We start from the raw sequence: 18,545 nt of genomic DNA on the forward strand, positions 1-18,545 counted from the left end.
TCGGTATCTCCTGTATCGCAAATACCATCCCCATCATTATCGGGCCCATCATTGGCAGTGTCTACATTAGATCCTGCAGTAAAGTCAGTATTTGCTGTTGCCGAGCAATCATCACATCCATCAGCATCGCTATCTCCACATTCTGATGGATCGTTAGGATCAGTTCCGTTTGTTGCTTCATCGGTATCAGATACACCATCGTTATCATCATCGGTATCTCCTGTATCACAAATACCATCTCCGTCATTATCGGATCCATCATTAGCGGTGTCTACATTAGATCCTGCGGTAAAGTCAGTATTTGCTGTTGCCGAGCAATCATCACATCCATCTGCATCACTATCTCCACATTCTGATGGATCATTCGGATCAGTTCCGTTTGTTGCTTCATCGGTATCAGATACACCATCATTATCATCATCAGTATCTCCTGTATCACAAATACCATCTCCGTCATTATCGGGTCCATCATTAGCAGTGTCTACATTAGATCCTGCAGTAAAGTCAGTATTCGCTGTTGCTGAGCAATCATCACATCCATCTGCATCACTATCTCCACATTCTGATGGATCATTCGGATCAGTTCCGTTTGTTGCTTCATCGGTATCAGATACACCATCATTATCATCATCAGTATCTCCTGTATCACAAATACCATCTCCGTCATTATCGGGTCCATCATTGGCAGTGTCTACATTAGATCCAATTGAAAAATCTGTGGGTGATGTTGCTGAGCAATCATCACAACCATCAGCATCACTATCCCCGCATTCTGACGGATCGTTAGGATCAGTTCCGTTTGTTGCTTCATCGGTATCAGATACCCCATCATTATCGGTATCACTTTCTACTGTAATCCATACTGTTGCATTTTCACATACATTTGGAGTTACAGTTGTATTACAAACTTCATAAATTACAGTTACTAGACTTCCTTCTTCTCCTGAGGCAGGAGTATATTCCATAATTCCTGTAAGATTATCAAATGTTATCGTTCCTGTTGCATTTCCTGTTCCCAGATTGGTAATAGAAGTGTTTACTCCTGGAATAAAATCATCGTTGCTCAGTATGTCTATTTCGGTGGTTAAATTTGCGACCAGAGAAATAGTATCATCCATAGTTTCGGGAGACAAAGGATTGAGATCATCAATATCAGGGTTTCCGTCATTGTCATTATCACTATCTCTATAGTTAGGTTCGTCAGTTGCGTCGGTATTATTTAATTCATTCTGAGGATCATTAGTAATAATGTTGCCGTTAGCATCATCATAATCACCAATACTATTGTCAAAAACATCATCTAGTCCATCGTTGTCAGAATCTCCTATGGGCGTACTATCAGAAGCTCCGTCATTATTAAAGTCGAAGGCTTCTATGGTATCTGAAACCCCGTCGTTATCAGTATCGGTATTCAAATAATCAGGATTGTCAGAAGTATCGGTATTTTGTGGATTTATTCCTGTTGGATAACTGTCATCAATTCCATCAGTATTGAGATCTGTTCCGCTAGGTTGTGTATAAGAAGCACTATCACTAGGTTGTGCTTCTACATTATCAGGTATCCCATCTCCATCACTATCAAGATCTAAGTGATTTTGAATACCGTCGTTATCAAAGTCAAAAACATCGGGTGTTCCGTCGTTGTTACTATCTGTATAATCTGCTGTTGATCCATCGCCCAAATTTCCGTCATCACTCACGTCCATAAAATTCTGAATTCCGTCCCCATCTTCATCTCCAAAAGGGTCATTTGTTCCTGCGAGTTCTATAGTATCAAAAATACCATCATTGTCATCATCTGGATCTGCACAATCAGGAACAGTATCACCATCTCCGTCTATATTTGGTGGTATAACTACGGTAATTTGAGCTTCTCCTGTTGCTTGCACAATACCACCAATTTCGGATTGAAATGTAACTGTAATTAGATCGGTAATATATACAGAGCTAGCTCCAGTTACATAATCGAGATCAAAGGTATTTAGTCCAGTGCTAGAGAATGTTACAGCGCTTGTTGCTTCTAGAGTAGAAGCTCCGGTAATTGTTGTTGTACCGCAAGCTGCATCTAGGGTTAGTGGAAACGTAGCGGTGGTGCCTCTGAGGTCACAAGTGGCTTCGACCGTGTAGGCTTCTGTGGGCAATAATTCTGTTGGATCTAGTGCTGTAACTACCCTTTCAAAACCGGATAAAAAGCCAAATGTCCCTGCACTGCCAGACCCTACCAACAGACCCAAATGATAAAAAGCATTTGTCGAAAGTGCAGTATTTGAATTTAATACCTTATTATCAGGAATTGCAAATGTAGACCAGTCACTGCGGCCAGGCACTGTTGTAGTTGTAACTCCCAAATCTGCAATGCTTTCGCCATTAAATGTAAAATCAGGAATTCCTGAGTTTTCCAAAATGACAGTCACTGAATTGGTTGCTCCTGGAAATTCTAAAAAGTCAATCACTTTACTTCCTCTACATAATATTGAAGGAACAATAGACATTCCCATTTCATTATTTGAGTATCCAGATACATGGTATGCATAAATAGGTTTGTCGGAGAGGACATAATGGGGAGTTCCTACCGTTCCTGAAAGGTCAAATTCGTAGTAATCTCCTGCATTGGCTAAAGTGATAGCAGTACCACTTCCGTCAGTAAAAATATCTGTATCATCTTCTGTTGCCAGAAGGATCACATAATCTAATCCTGTATTTCCTCTAGATAGAACATACTCAGTATCTAGAATAGGCACCGGTACTAATTGATCGATACCACCATCTCCTGCACCGCCAGATCCACTTTGACGTAAATGCTGTCCTCCTGAAAGTACAGCAATATCTTTGTTCGAGGTAATATGGGCTCCTGTTATATTATTGGTTATGTTGCTTCCTGCAGCCGTTTTTACAAGATATGTCTCAAACCTATCTAAGGTTATATTTACTAAATTTCCGGCTCCTTCTAGGACGGTGGTTCCGGGCATTTGAATAGTTATATCGGTGTCATCTTCTATCGCCATAAAAGACATAAAATGCACATCCCCAGATCCATATTGAGCTGCTATTACTCTAGTTTGCGAAGCAGCATAAAAATCCTGACCTAATGCGCCAGTGCCTTTTAGGGTAGTGTATGTTTTATTTTCTCCTGAATTATTAGCATGAACTACCTGAATAGGATTTGTAGATGTAATAATTAGCCCTTTGGTCATTTCTTCTGTATTAAATGCATTTGTTGTTCCTAGGGCGGTAGTCAAGTTATAAGTTACTGGGCTCCCTTGAGTAACAGTGCCCGTATAATTTAAAGTAGTACCATCAGAGGTCTGAATGGTAAATTCGCTTGATGTATACGAAGTACTAATTATTAGATACGTGGGGCTGTTTCTTCGACTAAGTCCTGTATCCCAAACAGGAGGCATATAATATGTAGTGTCAAATTGAGCGAATGAATTCGAAAAACTAAAAAGAGTAATAATCGTAAAGAATAATGTATACGAGTATATAAAAACAGACGATATAGGGGTAATTTTTTTCATATAGACTTTAAATTCTCGTTGGTTAAGAAATCTTTGTTCAAAGTACTATTTTAATATAAATTTAACAATTCAAAAAGCTATTCTTTATTTCAAATATCGATAAAAACACTAAAAGTGTCGATTAAAAACACTTTTTTAAATAAATAAATGAATGTTCGTCTGTTTAATCCGTATTATAAATGGAATTTCATTATATAATTAAGAAGATATTGTAGGGACTACTAGTTTCTTAGTTTGGGTAAAATAGTAGGCTATATTATATTAAAAAATGGGCTAGTGGATAGTATACGGTTATTCCTATTTTTTTAGATCAATTTCTTTTAAATTTTCAATTTTATTTCGTTTTAAGAAATCATCAATAGTTTCAAAATGCTCGATAACTCGTTGATCTTTAAACTCAAAGACTTTGTTTGATAGTCCTCTAAGAAAATCACGATCATGCGATACGAGTATTAAAGTTCCATCAAAATTTAGTAGTGCTTCTTTTAGAACATCTTTAGATTTAATGTCAAGATGGTTGGTGGGCTCATCGAGAATCAACAAGTTAGCTGGTTCTAATAGTAATTTAACCATGGCTAATCTTGTTTTTTCTCCTCCAGAAAGAACACTAACTTTTTTATCGATATCATCACCACCAAACATAAAACGACCTAGAATATTTTTTATTTGTGTTCTAACATCTCCCTTAGCAACTTCATCAACTGTCTGAAAAATGGTAAGATTAGGATCTAATAATGCGGCTTGGTTTTGAGCAAAATATCCAACTTTTGCATTGTGTCCCAGCTCACAGGTTCCTTCTACATCAATTTCTCCTAAGATGGCCTTGATCATGGTAGATTTCCCTTCTCCATTCCTACCTACAAAAGAGACTTTTTCACCTCTAGAAACAGATAGGCTTGCATTTTTGAAAACAACATGGTTATCATATTTTTTGGTAAGATCTTTTACGGTAATAGGATAGTCTCCTGATCTAGAGGCAGGAGGAAAACGCAATTTAAGAGATGAATTATCAATTTCATCAATTTCTATGATTTCTAGCTTTTCGAGCATACGTTCTCTAGAGGTAACTTGGTTCGTTTTAGAATAAGTACCCTTAAATCGTTCAATAAATGCTTTGTTATCGGCAATAAACTTTTGCTGTTCCTGATATGCCTTGATTTGATGTGCTCTTCGTTCTTGTCTTAGTTGTAAATAATGAGAGTAGTTAGCTTTATAATCATAAATTCTTCCCATAGTAACTTCTATAGTTCTATTGGTAATAGTATCGATAAATGCTTTATCATGAGAAATAACCATGACTGCATTGGCTTTATTGATCAAGAAATCTTCTAGCCAAATGACCGACTCAATATCAATATGATTGGTTGGCTCATCTAGTAAAATCAAATCTGGCTTTTGTAATAATATTTTGGCCAGTTCTATGCGCATTCGCCAACCACCGCTAAACTCGCTAGTTAGTCGGGCGAAATCTTCTTGTTTAAATCCTAGTCCCTTTAAAGCCTTTTCGACTTCTGCATCATAATTAATATCTTCTATTGCATAAAATTTTTCACCAAGATCAGATACTTTTTCAATAATGGACATGTATTCATCAGATTCATAGTCTGTGCGAGTTTCTAAAGCCTTGTTTAGGCTTTCAATCTCGTTTTTCATACTCATAATATGCGAAAATGCTTTTGATGCCTCTTCAAAAACGGTACAATTGTCTTCGGTTAGTAGGTGCTGCGGTAGATAGGCAATGATCGCTTCTTTTGGGCATCTTATATTACCTCTGGTGGCTTTTTGCTCTCCTGCAATAATTTTCATCATGGTAGATTTACCCGCACCATTTTTACCCATTAAAGCAATCTTATCGTTAGGATTGATTACAAATGAAACATCACTAAATAGCTTTTGACCACTAAACTCTACGGCTATTGCATCTACAGAAATCATAGGATTTTATTTTAATGCTGCAAAACTAATAAAAACAAGTAGAGTACAGAGATTAATTTAACTTGTAGACTAATAAAACTTAATATGGCTTAAACTCTAGGAAATACTATCGTTATATCATGTTTTTACATCTCAGAGTTACGAAACGAAGTTTCAATATATAATCAAGTTTATATGAGAGAATGTTGTTTTAATTAAAATATTTACTAATGTTTCTACTCGTTATTTTTTTATTTGATCATATCATTTTCCATATTTATAGCTAACAAGAATACTCTGGACATATCAAAATGTTCTCAGATATAAAATAGAATAATTCTATTTTTATAGTATAAATTTGATTGTTTGTCAACACGTAGGAAATAACCAATATAGAATGATAGAAATTATTGATTTAAGTCAGGAAATTTATGAGGGGATGCCGGTCTATAAGGATCTTCCTCAAGTTACAATGACAATACATAATTCTCATGAAGAATGGGAAGGAATACAAAATCCCGAGATAAAAACACCAGCGGTGCATAAGTTAGAATTGGGAGAACATACAGGAACACATGTGGATGCAATAAATCATATGGCGAAGCAGTATCAGGGGCAATCTATTGACACAATGCCGTTGTCTATGTTTTATACTCAAGGTATTTGTTTAGATTTTTCTCATAAAGGCTTAAAAGAACTAATTACTTCAGACGAAATCAAGGAAGCGTGTATGCGGGACAATGTAAAGATAAAAGAAGGAGATACTATCTTATTGTATACAGATCATTACAGAAAACATTATGGAGATCGGCATTGGGGTAGTGGTCCAGGTATTACAATTGAATCAGCCCGATGGTTAGGCAAAAAGAAAATATCAGCTTTTGGAGTAGAAACTATGTCTCCTGGAGTTCCCGGGATATCCAATAAAGAAGTTCATCACATTTGTGGAGAATTTGGGTTTACGCACTACGAAAATATGATCAATCTTCATTTACTCATTGGTAGAGGAAGATTTCGTTTTATCGGGTTTCCTCTTAAAATTAAGGGCGGAACAGGGTCCCCGGTTAGGGCTGTAGCAATATTTGACGATTAACAGCGTCTATTGATCAAGCATAGAATCAAAATTTTTCACCACTTCAACTAGAGACAAATTAATTACCAAGAAATAAAAATGAAGAATATTGAATCGCTACAAAAATTTATTCAACATATTAACCCTATGGAAGTTATTGATGTTGATAAAATCACGAGTACTTTTCGACCTATAGTTATCAAAAAAGGGGATTTCCTGCTAAAAGAAAATGATATAAGTGATGATTATTTGTATCTTGAGAGTGGCGTCATGAGAACTTTTGTGTATGATTTAGAGGGGGATGAAATTACTACAGATATTTTTACGCAAAATAGCATTGTTTTTGAGATAACTTCTTTTTTTAACCGAGTTCGTTCTGAGGCAAATATTCAAGCTGTTACCGATTGTTTTGGTTATAGGATTTCTTATCAAGAATTAAATACATTATTTCATGATAAACCTGCATTTAGAGATTTTGGTCGTGCTATTTTGGTAAAAGAATTTATAGCTTCCAAAAGGAGAAATTATGCAATGATTAACCAAACCGCAGAACGGCGTTATAAAAACTTAGTAGGTCAAAGGCCAGAAATAATTAAGCATACTCCCTTAAAATATGTCGCCTCGTATCTTGGGATTACCGATAGCACGCTCAGTAGAATTAGAAAAAATATAGGAAATTAAAGTTGAATTTGGGATTTCTTGACTTATGTCAAGTGAAATTTGTACGGTGTTTCTTTCTTTTGGGTATTATTTAAAAACATTAATGAGATGCCAGAGATATCAAACTTTACCATTATAGTATTCATAGCAACTACTTTTCTGACTGTTTTATTATTCCTTAAAGCTTCAGTATATAAAAAATATTTTTTAGGAATACTGTTTTGGATGATTCTTGTTGGTGCATTAGGACTGTCAGGGTTCTATCAAGAAACAGGAAAAATTCCACCAAGATTTACCTTACTATTAGGACCCGTGTTTATTTTTATGTTTGCTGTATTTTTAAATAAAAGGAGTACTGTTTTTATAGATAACCTTAGTCTCAAATGGTTGACCCTACTTCATGTCATTCGTATACCGGTAGAAATTATATTACATGATCTTTTTGTACAAGGATTGATACCAGAAATAATGACGTTTGAAGGGTACAACTTTGATATTCTTTCAGGGCTAACGGCTCCTATACTATATTACTTTGTGTTCATTAATCAAAAAATAGGATATAAAGGGTTATTAATCTGGAACTTTGTTTGTCTCGGGTTACTAATCAACATCGTTACGATCGCTATATTAAGTGCTCAAACACCGATTCAGCAACTGGCGTTTGATCAGCCTAATGTAGGAGTTACCTATTTTCCGTTTGTTTGGCTTCCCGCGGTTATAGTACCCATTGTTATGTTTGCTCATGTATCAAGTATATTGAGACTTGTAACGCTAATAAAGAAGGGCTAGGCACTAGCAATTTCTGATAAATACTCGAAGACTATAGAGAATTATCAATCTATTTTAACACATCAGTATGTTTAGTAATACGCTGATTTTTATGTTGTTTTTGGTGGCCTGATATACTTTTTTAGTAATCGATGTTAGGAAATGTCAAATCAATAACTCGAATAAAAGCTAAAATACTTATGGGAATCGTTTTGTAACAAAATGTAATTTTTTAATACTAATAGTGTATATATTCAGAGTGACATTCTCTAAGTTATCAACTTGTTGTAATGTTAATCAATGCTACATGCGCCCTATAGAGGCCTCATTATTCTTCAAAAAGGCGCTCTATCAATAGTACTTTTATTAAAAATGTAAACAATGGACAAACAGTATAAGGTTAGGAAATCAATATACAAACCATATCGTTATGATAATACAAACACAAATCATTTAGACGTAGTAGATCAGTTATTTATGTATGGGGTTTTATTGCTAATTCTAGTTGCAATTTTAAATGTTACTTATAGTGGATCATGGTGGTATTATATAGGTGTATTTTCAGTTTTTGTTACAGGAGTACCTATATTACTTTTTATCTTAAATAGTTGGGTTTTTTATCGCTACTACAGACTTATAAAAAGGACAACAAAACAAGCAGGCGCAAAAGAATATGAAACATATGTTGTGCAGTCTTATGTTTCGTGTTATGGATTAAAAAAAATGAGTAATAACCGTGTAAAATGGCGTGATATTAAAAGTGGTGAAAAGGAAGATATGGAAGTGTTTTTTGATCAAAAAACAATTGAAGCCAAAGAGGATAAAGTTATTGTGTCCGAAATTAGAAAATCAATACACAAGCCTAGACTACTTCATACACTTATAGAAAAAACAAATTTAGTTAGAAGAGAAATTGTACTGATCAGTTTATTGATAGGAATACCACTTTTCTTTGTTGTGACATTTTCCTTAAAGTGGTTGATTGTTAATTATAATCTTGTCTCAATAGAGTCTCAATTAGTCGGTCTAAGTATTTTTATATCCTTAATTATTGTAGTCTATATTTTTTATCCCAAAAGCCGGTACTTAAGATTGATACAAAGAACGATACATCAAGGTAGGTACCAAAATAGATCATACCGAATTGAATCATATGTGTCTCGCAAAAGAAATAAAAAGAAAGTAAGACATGAAAATTTAAATTGGAAACACTTCAAGAGAGATCAATGTAACAGAGAAGTTGGGAATAGTGCAAAATGGTATTTTTCTCAGGAGACGGTAAAAGAAAAAGTAAGTGAGGAGGTTATATGATGATACGGTTTATTTGTATAAGATCAAGAACCTAATATCTTTGCCGTTTTAGTAGAAAAATAATCTATAAGTAAATGTCTGAATGAAAATAACCTCACTTGTTACTGGAGGAGCGGGATTTATTGGTTCTCATGTAGTGAATCATTTATTAAAAAAAGATCATAGAGTAGTCGTTCTCGATGATCTCTCTGGCGGTACCCAAGAAAATATTCATCCCGACGCATTGTTTTATAAAGGTTCTATCCTTGATATCGAATTGATTCATCAATTATTTACAGAATATAAGTTTACCTATGTGTATCATCTTGCAGCATATGCAGCAGAGGGATTAAGCCATTTTATTCGACATTTTAATTATCAAAACAATCTTATCGGAAGTATAAACCTTATCAATGCATCTGTTAATTTTGGAGTAAAGTGTTTTGTTTTTACATCATCTATTGCCGTATATGGTACGAATACGTTACCACTTGTAGAAACTCAATATCCGCAACCCGAAGATCCGTATGGTATTGCAAAATATGCTGTAGAACAGGATCTATTGAATGCTCAGAAAATGTTTGGAATGGATTTTATTATTTTTAGACCTCACAATGTATATGGACCCAATCAAAACATAGGGGATAAGTATCGCAATGTTGTGGGGATATTCATGAATCAAATATTGAAAAATGAACCACTTACTATTTTTGGAGACGGCCAGCAGACAAGAGCATTTTCATACATAGCCGATGTAGCCCCCTATATTGCTGACTCAGTAGATCTATCACAGGCATATAATCAAACATTTAACATAGGAAGCGAAACGGTATTTTCTGTAAAAGAACTTGCAGAAGCCGTTACTCGTGTAATGAAATCTACTATCAAAATAAAACATTTAGAACAACGAGAAGAAGTAGTTCATGCCTATGCAGATCATACGGTATTTAATACAGTGTTTAGGCCTAAAACAGAAACAAGTTTAGAAAAAGGGCTTAAGGAAATGGCTTTATGGGTAAAAGCACATGGCAGTCGTTTTAGTGAAACATTCGATAATATCGAAATCAAAAAGAAATTACCAAATTCCTGGAAATAAACTCCCGAATTTTTTTTAATTCAATAAATAATGAAAGATCAACCTCTAGTAACAATCATAATGGCTGTAAAAGATACGGCTCCCTATTTACATGATTGTTTAGATTCTATTATAGCTCAGACATATCAAAATTGGGAGCTTATCGCGGTCAATGACCATTCATCTGACGCAAGCCCTCAGATTTTGCAGGAGTATGCAAACAAAGATCCAAGAATTCGCTTTTTTAATAGTGACAAACCCAAATTAATACCGACGTTACAAGTAGGGTATACCCATGCCAAAGGAACATTGATTAATAGAATGGATTCTGATGATAAAATGCCTGATTATAAAATCCAGGTATTGGTAGACGAATGGAGTAAATATGGAAAAGGAACTGTAATAGCAGGAGGAACAGAACATTTTGTTGATGAGGGAGTGGTAGGTGATGGGTTTCTTAGGTATGAAAAATGGCTTAATAATGTAGCAAAAAATAGTTTACATTATCAGGAGATCTATCGCGAATGTGTGATACCCTCACATTGCTGGTTGTTACATAAAGATGATTTTGATGCCGTTGGTGCTTTTGATCCGATTATCTATCCCGAAGATTATGATCTCTGCTTTCGTTTCTATAGAGCTAGATTGCAAGTGGTAGGTATTGATAAGATCCTGCATTATTGGAGAGATCGATCCAATAGGATTTCACGAACATGGGATGAGTATAAGGACAATCGATATTTTGACTTAAAACTTCGTTTTTTTTATGAATTGGATAGAGATAGAACTAGACCACTGGTTTTATGGGGAGCGGGGCGTAACGGAAAAGATATGGCTAAACTAATACAATCCTATGATGATCAATTTCATTGGGTATGTGATAACCAAAAAAAAATAGGAAAAGATATCTATGGGACACGATTAGAACACTATAAAAATATCAAAGAAATAGAAAATCCTCAGATTATTATTGTAGTTGCCTCACCAACAGGAAAAGAAGAAATAGAAAAAAACCTTGCTCAATGGGCAAAAGATCCTGTTATTGATTATTGGTTTTTTTCGTAATTAATACTAGTAAGCTAATATATTTTATGGCATTCGAGCGGGCTATACGTTTCAATTCCTCGCTCTTCGTGCCTCAGGCTGTGGGATTTTCTCTACTATCCCTAATGCTTTTGTAATTACGTTAATTTACACAAAACACGTTGTTTTTTTAGAGAAAATCAAACACCTACTTTTTTGTAGTTATTTATTTATGGTATAACCGTATACAAGTAGAAGTGTATTTAGCTTATCTTAGTTTTTGAATTCAAATTGCCCCTTCATTTCTATACTAGTTATGCCCCTTTACCTAATATAGGACGAGATTTTAAACGTTTTTTATTGCACTTAAACGATTTTTTGTGCCTTAAAATTACCTCAAGAAGTATTCCCATTGTCATATAATTTTAGATTAGTGTATTCCTGAGAAAATACTAACATGTTATTGTATGAAAAAATATTACCTACTTATTTTTATTGTTATTACTACTGTGTTGGTAACTCAAGCACAATTAAGTGACCTACATTATTTACCACCACTTAAGCAAGGAAATGGAGGAACGGGTTCTATTAATCAACAAAGAATTTATTTGTCAACTCCAGAAGAAACAGCATTTGATGTACATATTTATCGCGGAAATAGCACTACGATTTTAGCGACTATAACTGGGCTAGACAAAGACAATTCTCAAACCTATAATTTGGCAAATGGTAATAACGGTATTACGCTGGTTACTACGGCTAATACGGGAAAAGTACTAACAGATGCGGGGTTAAGATTCGAATCCGCGGGAGGAGAAGATTTTTATGTAAACTATAGAGGTAGGTCTGGTGCTCAAGGAACATCTCTAACCTCAAAAGGAAGACCAGCACTCGGTACACTCTTTAAGTGGGGAGGTCGACCTAATTACGGTATAGGTAATAATACGCTCAATGCTGTATTAGGAATTATGGCTGTAGATGATGATACGACAATTAATATTTTTGGTTATGACACTGATTGTTCATTTAGAGACGGTAGCGATGCAGATGGAATACTTGATGATAACTTAACGATTACTTTAGATGCCGGAGAATCTTATGTTCTAGAAGCCCCTAGAAATAATTCTTCGGCAAATATTGATTGTTGGTTGGGTGCAACTATTCAATCCGATAAAAAAATTGCAGTTTCTAACGGAAACCTAAATGGCGCTTCATTACAAACGTCCAACAATAGGGATGCAGGAATAGATCAACCAGTACCAGAGAATGTTTTGGGTAGAGAGTATGTATTTGTTAGAGCTAATGGTACAGATGTTAATGAAACTCCAATAATTATAGGAACTCAAAATGGGACAGAAATTTACGTCAATGGAAATGCAACCTCAATCGCCACATTAAACAATGGAGATTATTATGTGATCCCAGGATCTAATTATTCATCGGGGATAGCGGGAGGTAATATGTATGTTACTACTTCTAAAGAAGTATATGCATATCAATATATCGCAGGTTCTACAGCAAATCAAACAGGAGGACTTAATTTTATTGCGCCTGTCAATTGTTTAATGCCGCCAACATTTGATAACATCCATAATATTCGTGACGTTGCAGGATTAAACTATACCGGCGGTATCACCATAACGGCAAGTACAGCAACACCAGATGGTAATATAGAAGTAATAGATGGTACAGGTCCTGTTACGTTACCATCTTCTATTGCAGTTACAGGTACCTCAGATTGGAAAACATTTGTAGTAACAAACTTAAGTGGAGATGTGAAAGTGACTTCTACAGGTCCAATTGCGGTTGGTTTTTTCGGAGTTAATTCTAGCGCCGGAATAGCAGGATATTTTTCTGGGTTTGACACCGTACCTATTGTTGAATTAGATATTACAGGAGGAGGATGTTTACCAGGATCTGATGTCTATGAAGTCACAGGTGGTTTTGATGCCTACCAATGGTTCGAGAACGGTGCAGAAATTGTTGGTGAGACTACAAATACATATACTCCCTCTGGTCCTGGAGACTTTTTCGTAAGGGTAAGAAGAGGTAGCTGTACATATGATTCAGGAATTTTGTCTGCCTACAATTGTGATCCCGAAATAGTAATAACAAAAACAGCCGATACTAATACAGTTATAGAGGGAGATGTAGTAACCTTTACTATTATGGTCGAACATTTAGGAGTTAATCCGGTTAGCAATCTCGTTATTAACGACATCTTACCCACTGAATTAAGTTTTAGCGATGCGACGGCAAGTTTTGGCTCCTGGATAGCACCCAATTGGACAATTGGGGATATGTACAGTGGAGAAGTACATACCTTAACTCTAGAAGCTATCGTAAATGAAGTTTCTACAGGAAGCATTGTCACAAATACAATAAGTAACACCCAAGATCAGGTCGAGGCTAATGCTTTGACAGATGATCCTACAGAGGATATCACCATAGTCAATAATGAATTAGAATTGACCAAAACAGACAGAGCTCCAACAGATGGTAGTTATGATACTGTTGGGGAAATAATTACATATGATTTTGTAGTAACTAATACCGGAGATCAAGTCATACCTAACGTAACCATTTCTGATCCTAATATAGATTCAGGAAGTTTAATACCCGCATCTGTGACCAATTTGGGAGTAGGTGATTCGGCTAGTTTTACTGCTACACATACCATTACACAGGATGATATAGAAGCCGATCAAGTGGTAAATTCGGCTACTGCTCTAGGGACTTTGTCAAATGGTTTCATAATTTCTGACATATCAGATGATCCAGATGATCTAACAAGCATGACAAGTGATCCTACAGTTACTTTGATAGATCAAAAAGGAGCTTTAGTACTCGAGAAGATTGCACTACCAGCACCAGATGGACTGTATGATAATATGGTAGGTGGTTCTCCCGCAGTTGAGCAAATAACCTACGAATTTACTGTCATCAATACAGGAAATGTAAGTTTAGATAATATTACAATCTCAGATTCTAATATTGATATGGGTAGTTTGTCACCGTCATCTGTTGCAAATCTTCCTGCAGGAGAATCTACAGTGTTTACTGCCGCACATACAATTGTATCACTTGATTTTACTAATGGTAATGTCACAAATTCTGCTACAGCTAGTGGTACAGAATCTGTTGAGGGAACCATGGTCTCTGATATTTCTGATGACCCTACAACCGTGGCACCAGACGATTCTACTGTAGTAGGGATTCCACAGTTTGGACAATTAGAAGTAACTAAGGTAGATGATGAACCTACTAATGGTCCATATAACACAGTGGGACAGGTAATCACATATACAATCTTTGTCACTAACATCGGAAACGTACCTATTACCGATGTTAATGTTGTGGATCCTAATGCCGATACGGTTACTTTGATAAGTACCACAGGTACCGATGATGGTGTAGATGATGTGGTTGATTTACTTGAGCCTATGTCTATATCACCTTCTGCACCTGCGCAAACGGCAACTTTTGAGGCTACACACACGATAACACAAGAAGATTTAGATGCTGGTGAGGTAGTCAATACTGCAACTGTGGGAGGACAGGATCCTAGTTCTGGTAGTATTACTGATTTGTCTGATGACCCTGATGATATCACATCAAGTATAGATGACCCAACAATAGTACCACTAGGTACGACCGTTGGACTAAGTGTTACCAAAGAGGCAGATGATACAAATAATGTTCTTGAAGGGCAAACGGTAACATATACATATGTTGTAACGAATACGGGTAATGTCACTTTTGATGACGTATCTATCAGTGATATACACTCTGGAAATGGAACTTTAGTAGGACCAGAGTTACAAACCACAACAGGTACAGATACTGATAATTCTGATAATGAAGTTGATGAATTAGGGCCAGGAGATATTGCAACTTGGACAGCAACGTACTTAATCACCAGTACCGATGTAAGTAATCAATCTGATATAACCAATATAGTAACAGCAACAGCAACGCCAAGAACAGGAAGCCTTACAGACCCAACAGCTAACGAATTAGTTTCAGTACACCCTGTAGAAGCAATTTGTAGTGAGGATACATTAGCTCATGATCTAACACTAGATGTAGATCCAGCTGTTGTAACATTTAGTTGGGAGGCTGAGGAAAATGATCTTGTTACAGGAGAAACAACCAGTACTTCAAGTACATCTAGCATTACAGATACATTAGTGAATGTGACAAACCTAGATCAAGAGGTTATATATACCATAAGAGGGTATGATATTGGTGGGGTTTTACTAGATGAATACACCTATATCGTTACGGTACAAAAGACACCTCTCGTTCTTTCTAACCCAACATCGACAATTTGTAGCGGTGATACTCAAAATCGAAATTTGATAAGTAATATCGATAACTTTAATGATGATGTTAGTTTTTCATGGATTGCAGCAGATAACCCGGATGTTACAGGTGAGACAATATCAACATCGACAGACGATAGTATAACTGATACCTTAGTCAATACTACTACAACTCCTCAAGATGTTGTTTATACTATAACTCCTACGGCAATTTCTAATGGGTGTACGGGTACGATATATCAAATTACAGTAACAGTAAATCCATTACCTATTGGTACATCTTCAACAGAACGAATATGTAGTGATGAAGAATTGGCATATGATTTAGATAATATTGTAGATTTGAGCGGTTCAGATTTTTCTTGGGTTGCTACAAATAATGTTAATGTAACTGGTGAAAGTTTGGTTGCCAATGATTCAGGCATTATTTCTGACAGCCTTAATAATGCAAGTGGAGTATTACAGGATGTTGTTTATACCGTTACCCCGACCAGTTCTGATGGATGCGAAGGGTCAATATTCACAGTAACAGTTACAGTAGAGCCGGAGTTGGACTTGCCACCAAATGATACTGAAACGGTAGAATGCTTGGCCAGTGCTGTACAGCCAAGTACGCCTTTAGTCCAAGACATCAATGGTGTGACTATTGTTCCCACTATTACCGAGAATACAGATCCAGTTTGTGAAGGAGAAAAAATATATACATTCACTTATGTAGACTGTGCAGGAAACGATAATATATATACATATACCTATACGATTGATACAACAATACTTCCTGGGATTCCTCCTAATACAGCAAGTACTGTTGAATGCTTAGCAGATGCAATTCAACCAACCGCTCCTACAGTTACTGATGCCTGTGGGAGAACAATTACACCATTAATAGCAGAAAATCCGGATATTACCTGTGAAGGGGAGAAAGTTTTTGCATTCCTGTATCGTGATTGCTCCGATAATATATCAACATATATTCATACATATACGATCGATCTTACAACTCCACCAGATGTTCCTGCGAATGCTGGCAGTACTGTATCGTGTTTGGCTGATGCATTGCAACCAACCGCTCCTGTGGTTGTTGATGCATGTAATGTTGCAATTACCCCTGTGATTACTGAAAATACAGATCCCGTTTGTGAGGGTTCAAAAATATATACCTTTACATATACTGATTGTGCAGGCAATGCTTCTGCATATGTCTATACGTATACAATAGATTTAACCACTCCACCCGATGTTCCTGTAGGTGCTGGTAGTACTGTCGAGTGTTTATCAGATGCGGTACAACCTACTGCTCCGGTCGTTGTAGATGCGTGTGATGTTGCAATTACGCCCGTGATTACAGAAAATACAGATCCCGTTTGTGAGGGTTCAAAAATCTATACCTTTACCTATACTGATTGTGCAGGCAATGCTTCTGCATATGTCTATACATATACAATAGATACAACCACTTCGCCCGATGTTCCTCTAGATGCAGGTAGTACTGTAGAGTGTCTGGTCGATGCAGTACAACCCACTGCTCCTGTGGTTTTAGATGCATGCGATGTTGCAATTACCCCCGTGATTACAGAAAATACAGATCCCGTTTGTGAGGGTTCAAAAATCTATACCTTTACCTATACTGATTGTGCAGGCAATGTTTCTGCATATGTCTATACATATACAATAGATACAACTACTCCGCCAGATGTTCCTGCGAATGCTGGCAGTACTGTTGCGTGTTTATCAGATGCAGTACAACCCACTGCTCCTGTGGTTTTAGATGCATGTGATGTTGCAATTACTCCTGTGATTACCGAAAATACAGATCCCCTTTGTGAAGGTTCAAAGATTTATACCTTTACCTATACTGATTGTGCGGGTAATGCTTCTGCATATGTCTATACGTACACAATAGATACAACGACTTCGCCCGATGTTCCTGTAGATGCCGGTAGTACTGTAGAGTGTTTGTCAGATGCAGTACAACCTGCAGCTCCTGTGGTTTTAGATGCATGTGATGTTGCAATTACTCCTGTGATTACTGAAAATACAGATCCCCTTTGTGAGGGTTCAAAGATCTATACTTTTACTTATACCGATTGTGCTGGCAATGCTTCTGCATATGTCTATACGTACACAATTGATACAACCACTTCACCAGATGTTCCTGCAGATGCAGGTAGTACCGTTGAGTGTCTGGTCGATGCAGTACAACCCACTGCTCCTGTGGTTTTAGATGCATGTGATGTTGCAATTACTCCTGTGATTACCGAAAATACAGATCCCCTTTGTGAAGGTTCAAAGATTTATACCTTTACCTATACTGATTGTGCGGGTAATGCTTCTGCATATGTCTATACGTACACAATAGATACAACGACTTCGCCCGATGTTCCTGTAGATGCCGGTAGTACTGTAGAGTGTTTGTCAGATGCAGTACAACCTGCAGCTCCTGTGGTTTTAGATGCATGTGATGTTGCAATTACTCCTGTGATTACCGAAAATACAGATCCCGTTTGTGAAGGTTCAAAGATCTATACCTTTACCTATACTGATTGTGCTGGCAATGTTTCTGCATATGTCTATACATATACAATAGATTTAACTACTCCACCAGATGTTCCTGTAGATGCAGGTAGTACCGTTGAGTGTTTATCAGATGCAGTACAACCCGCTGCTCCTGTGGTTTTAGATGCATGTGATGTTGCAATTACTCCTGTGATTACCGAAAATACAGATCCCGTTTGTGAGGGTTCAAAAATATATACTTTTACTTATACTGATTGTGCAGGCAATGCTTCTGCATATGTCTATACGTATACAATTGATACAACCACTTCGCCCGATGTTCCTGTAGATGCAGGCAGTACTGTCGAGTGTTTGTCAGATGCAGTACAACCCGCTGCTCCTGT

Annotated in this window: 9 protein-coding genes; 7 read left to right on the plus strand and 2 right to left on the minus strand. The window is 36.5% G+C overall.

The genetic code is table 11. The features are described 5' to 3' along the window. Positions 1 to 3,518: IgGFc-binding protein (locus tag DZ60_RS23615; protein ID WP_025744038.1), on the minus strand; the 3,518-nt coding region annotated here is incomplete at its 3' end. Between the two features lie 297 nt (positions 3,519 to 3,815). Then, complete coding sequence (locus tag DZ60_RS0121300; RefSeq protein ID WP_025744039.1) at positions 3,816 to 5,453, minus strand: ABC-F family ATP-binding cassette domain-containing protein; 1,638 nt, start codon at positions 5,451 to 5,453, stop codon at positions 3,816 to 3,818. A gap of 376 nt (positions 5,454 to 5,829) precedes the next feature. Between DZ60_RS0121300 and DZ60_RS0121305 the strand changes: the two genes are divergently transcribed. The 7 genes from DZ60_RS0121305 to DZ60_RS24550 form a co-directional block, all read left to right on the plus strand. Then, positions 5,830 to 6,525 carry a cyclase family protein gene (locus DZ60_RS0121305; protein WP_025744040.1) on the plus strand — a complete coding sequence of 232 codons (696 nt, stop codon included), beginning with the start codon at positions 5,830 to 5,832 and terminating at the stop codon, positions 6,523 to 6,525. A gap of 78 nt (positions 6,526 to 6,603) precedes the next feature. Further along, positions 6,604 to 7,185, plus strand: coding sequence for a Crp/Fnr family transcriptional regulator (locus tag DZ60_RS0121310; protein ID WP_025744041.1), 582 nt, complete (start codon positions 6,604 to 6,606; stop codon positions 7,183 to 7,185). 87 nt (positions 7,186 to 7,272) lie between these two features. Further along, positions 7,273 to 7,953: a hypothetical protein gene (locus DZ60_RS0121315; RefSeq protein WP_025744042.1), complete on the plus strand. Its 681-nt coding sequence runs from the start codon at positions 7,273 to 7,275 to the stop codon at positions 7,951 to 7,953. 360 nt (positions 7,954 to 8,313) lie between these two features. Then, complete coding sequence (locus DZ60_RS0121320) at positions 8,314 to 9,243, plus strand: hypothetical protein (RefSeq protein ID WP_025744043.1); 930 nt, start codon at positions 8,314 to 8,316, stop codon at positions 9,241 to 9,243. 82 nt (positions 9,244 to 9,325) lie between these two features. Next, positions 9,326 to 10,318 (plus strand): NAD-dependent epimerase/dehydratase family protein, encoded by a 993-nt coding sequence (locus DZ60_RS0121325; RefSeq protein WP_025744044.1) that lies wholly within the window; start codon positions 9,326 to 9,328, stop codon positions 10,316 to 10,318. A gap of 30 nt (positions 10,319 to 10,348) precedes the next feature. Then, positions 10,349 to 11,362 carry a glycosyltransferase family 2 protein gene (locus DZ60_RS0121330; protein WP_025744045.1) on the plus strand — a complete coding sequence of 338 codons (1,014 nt, stop codon included), beginning with the start codon at positions 10,349 to 10,351 and terminating at the stop codon, positions 11,360 to 11,362. Between the two features lie 425 nt (positions 11,363 to 11,787). After that, positions 11,788 to 18,545 (plus strand): HYR-like domain-containing protein (locus DZ60_RS24550; RefSeq protein ID WP_025744046.1); only part of this gene is annotated, 6,758 nt, incomplete at its 3' end.

It is taken from the genome of Aquimarina pacifica (genome assembly GCF_000520955.1).
In the GTDB taxonomy this organism is placed as follows: Bacteria; Bacteroidota; Bacteroidia; order Flavobacteriales; family Flavobacteriaceae; genus Aquimarina; species Aquimarina pacifica.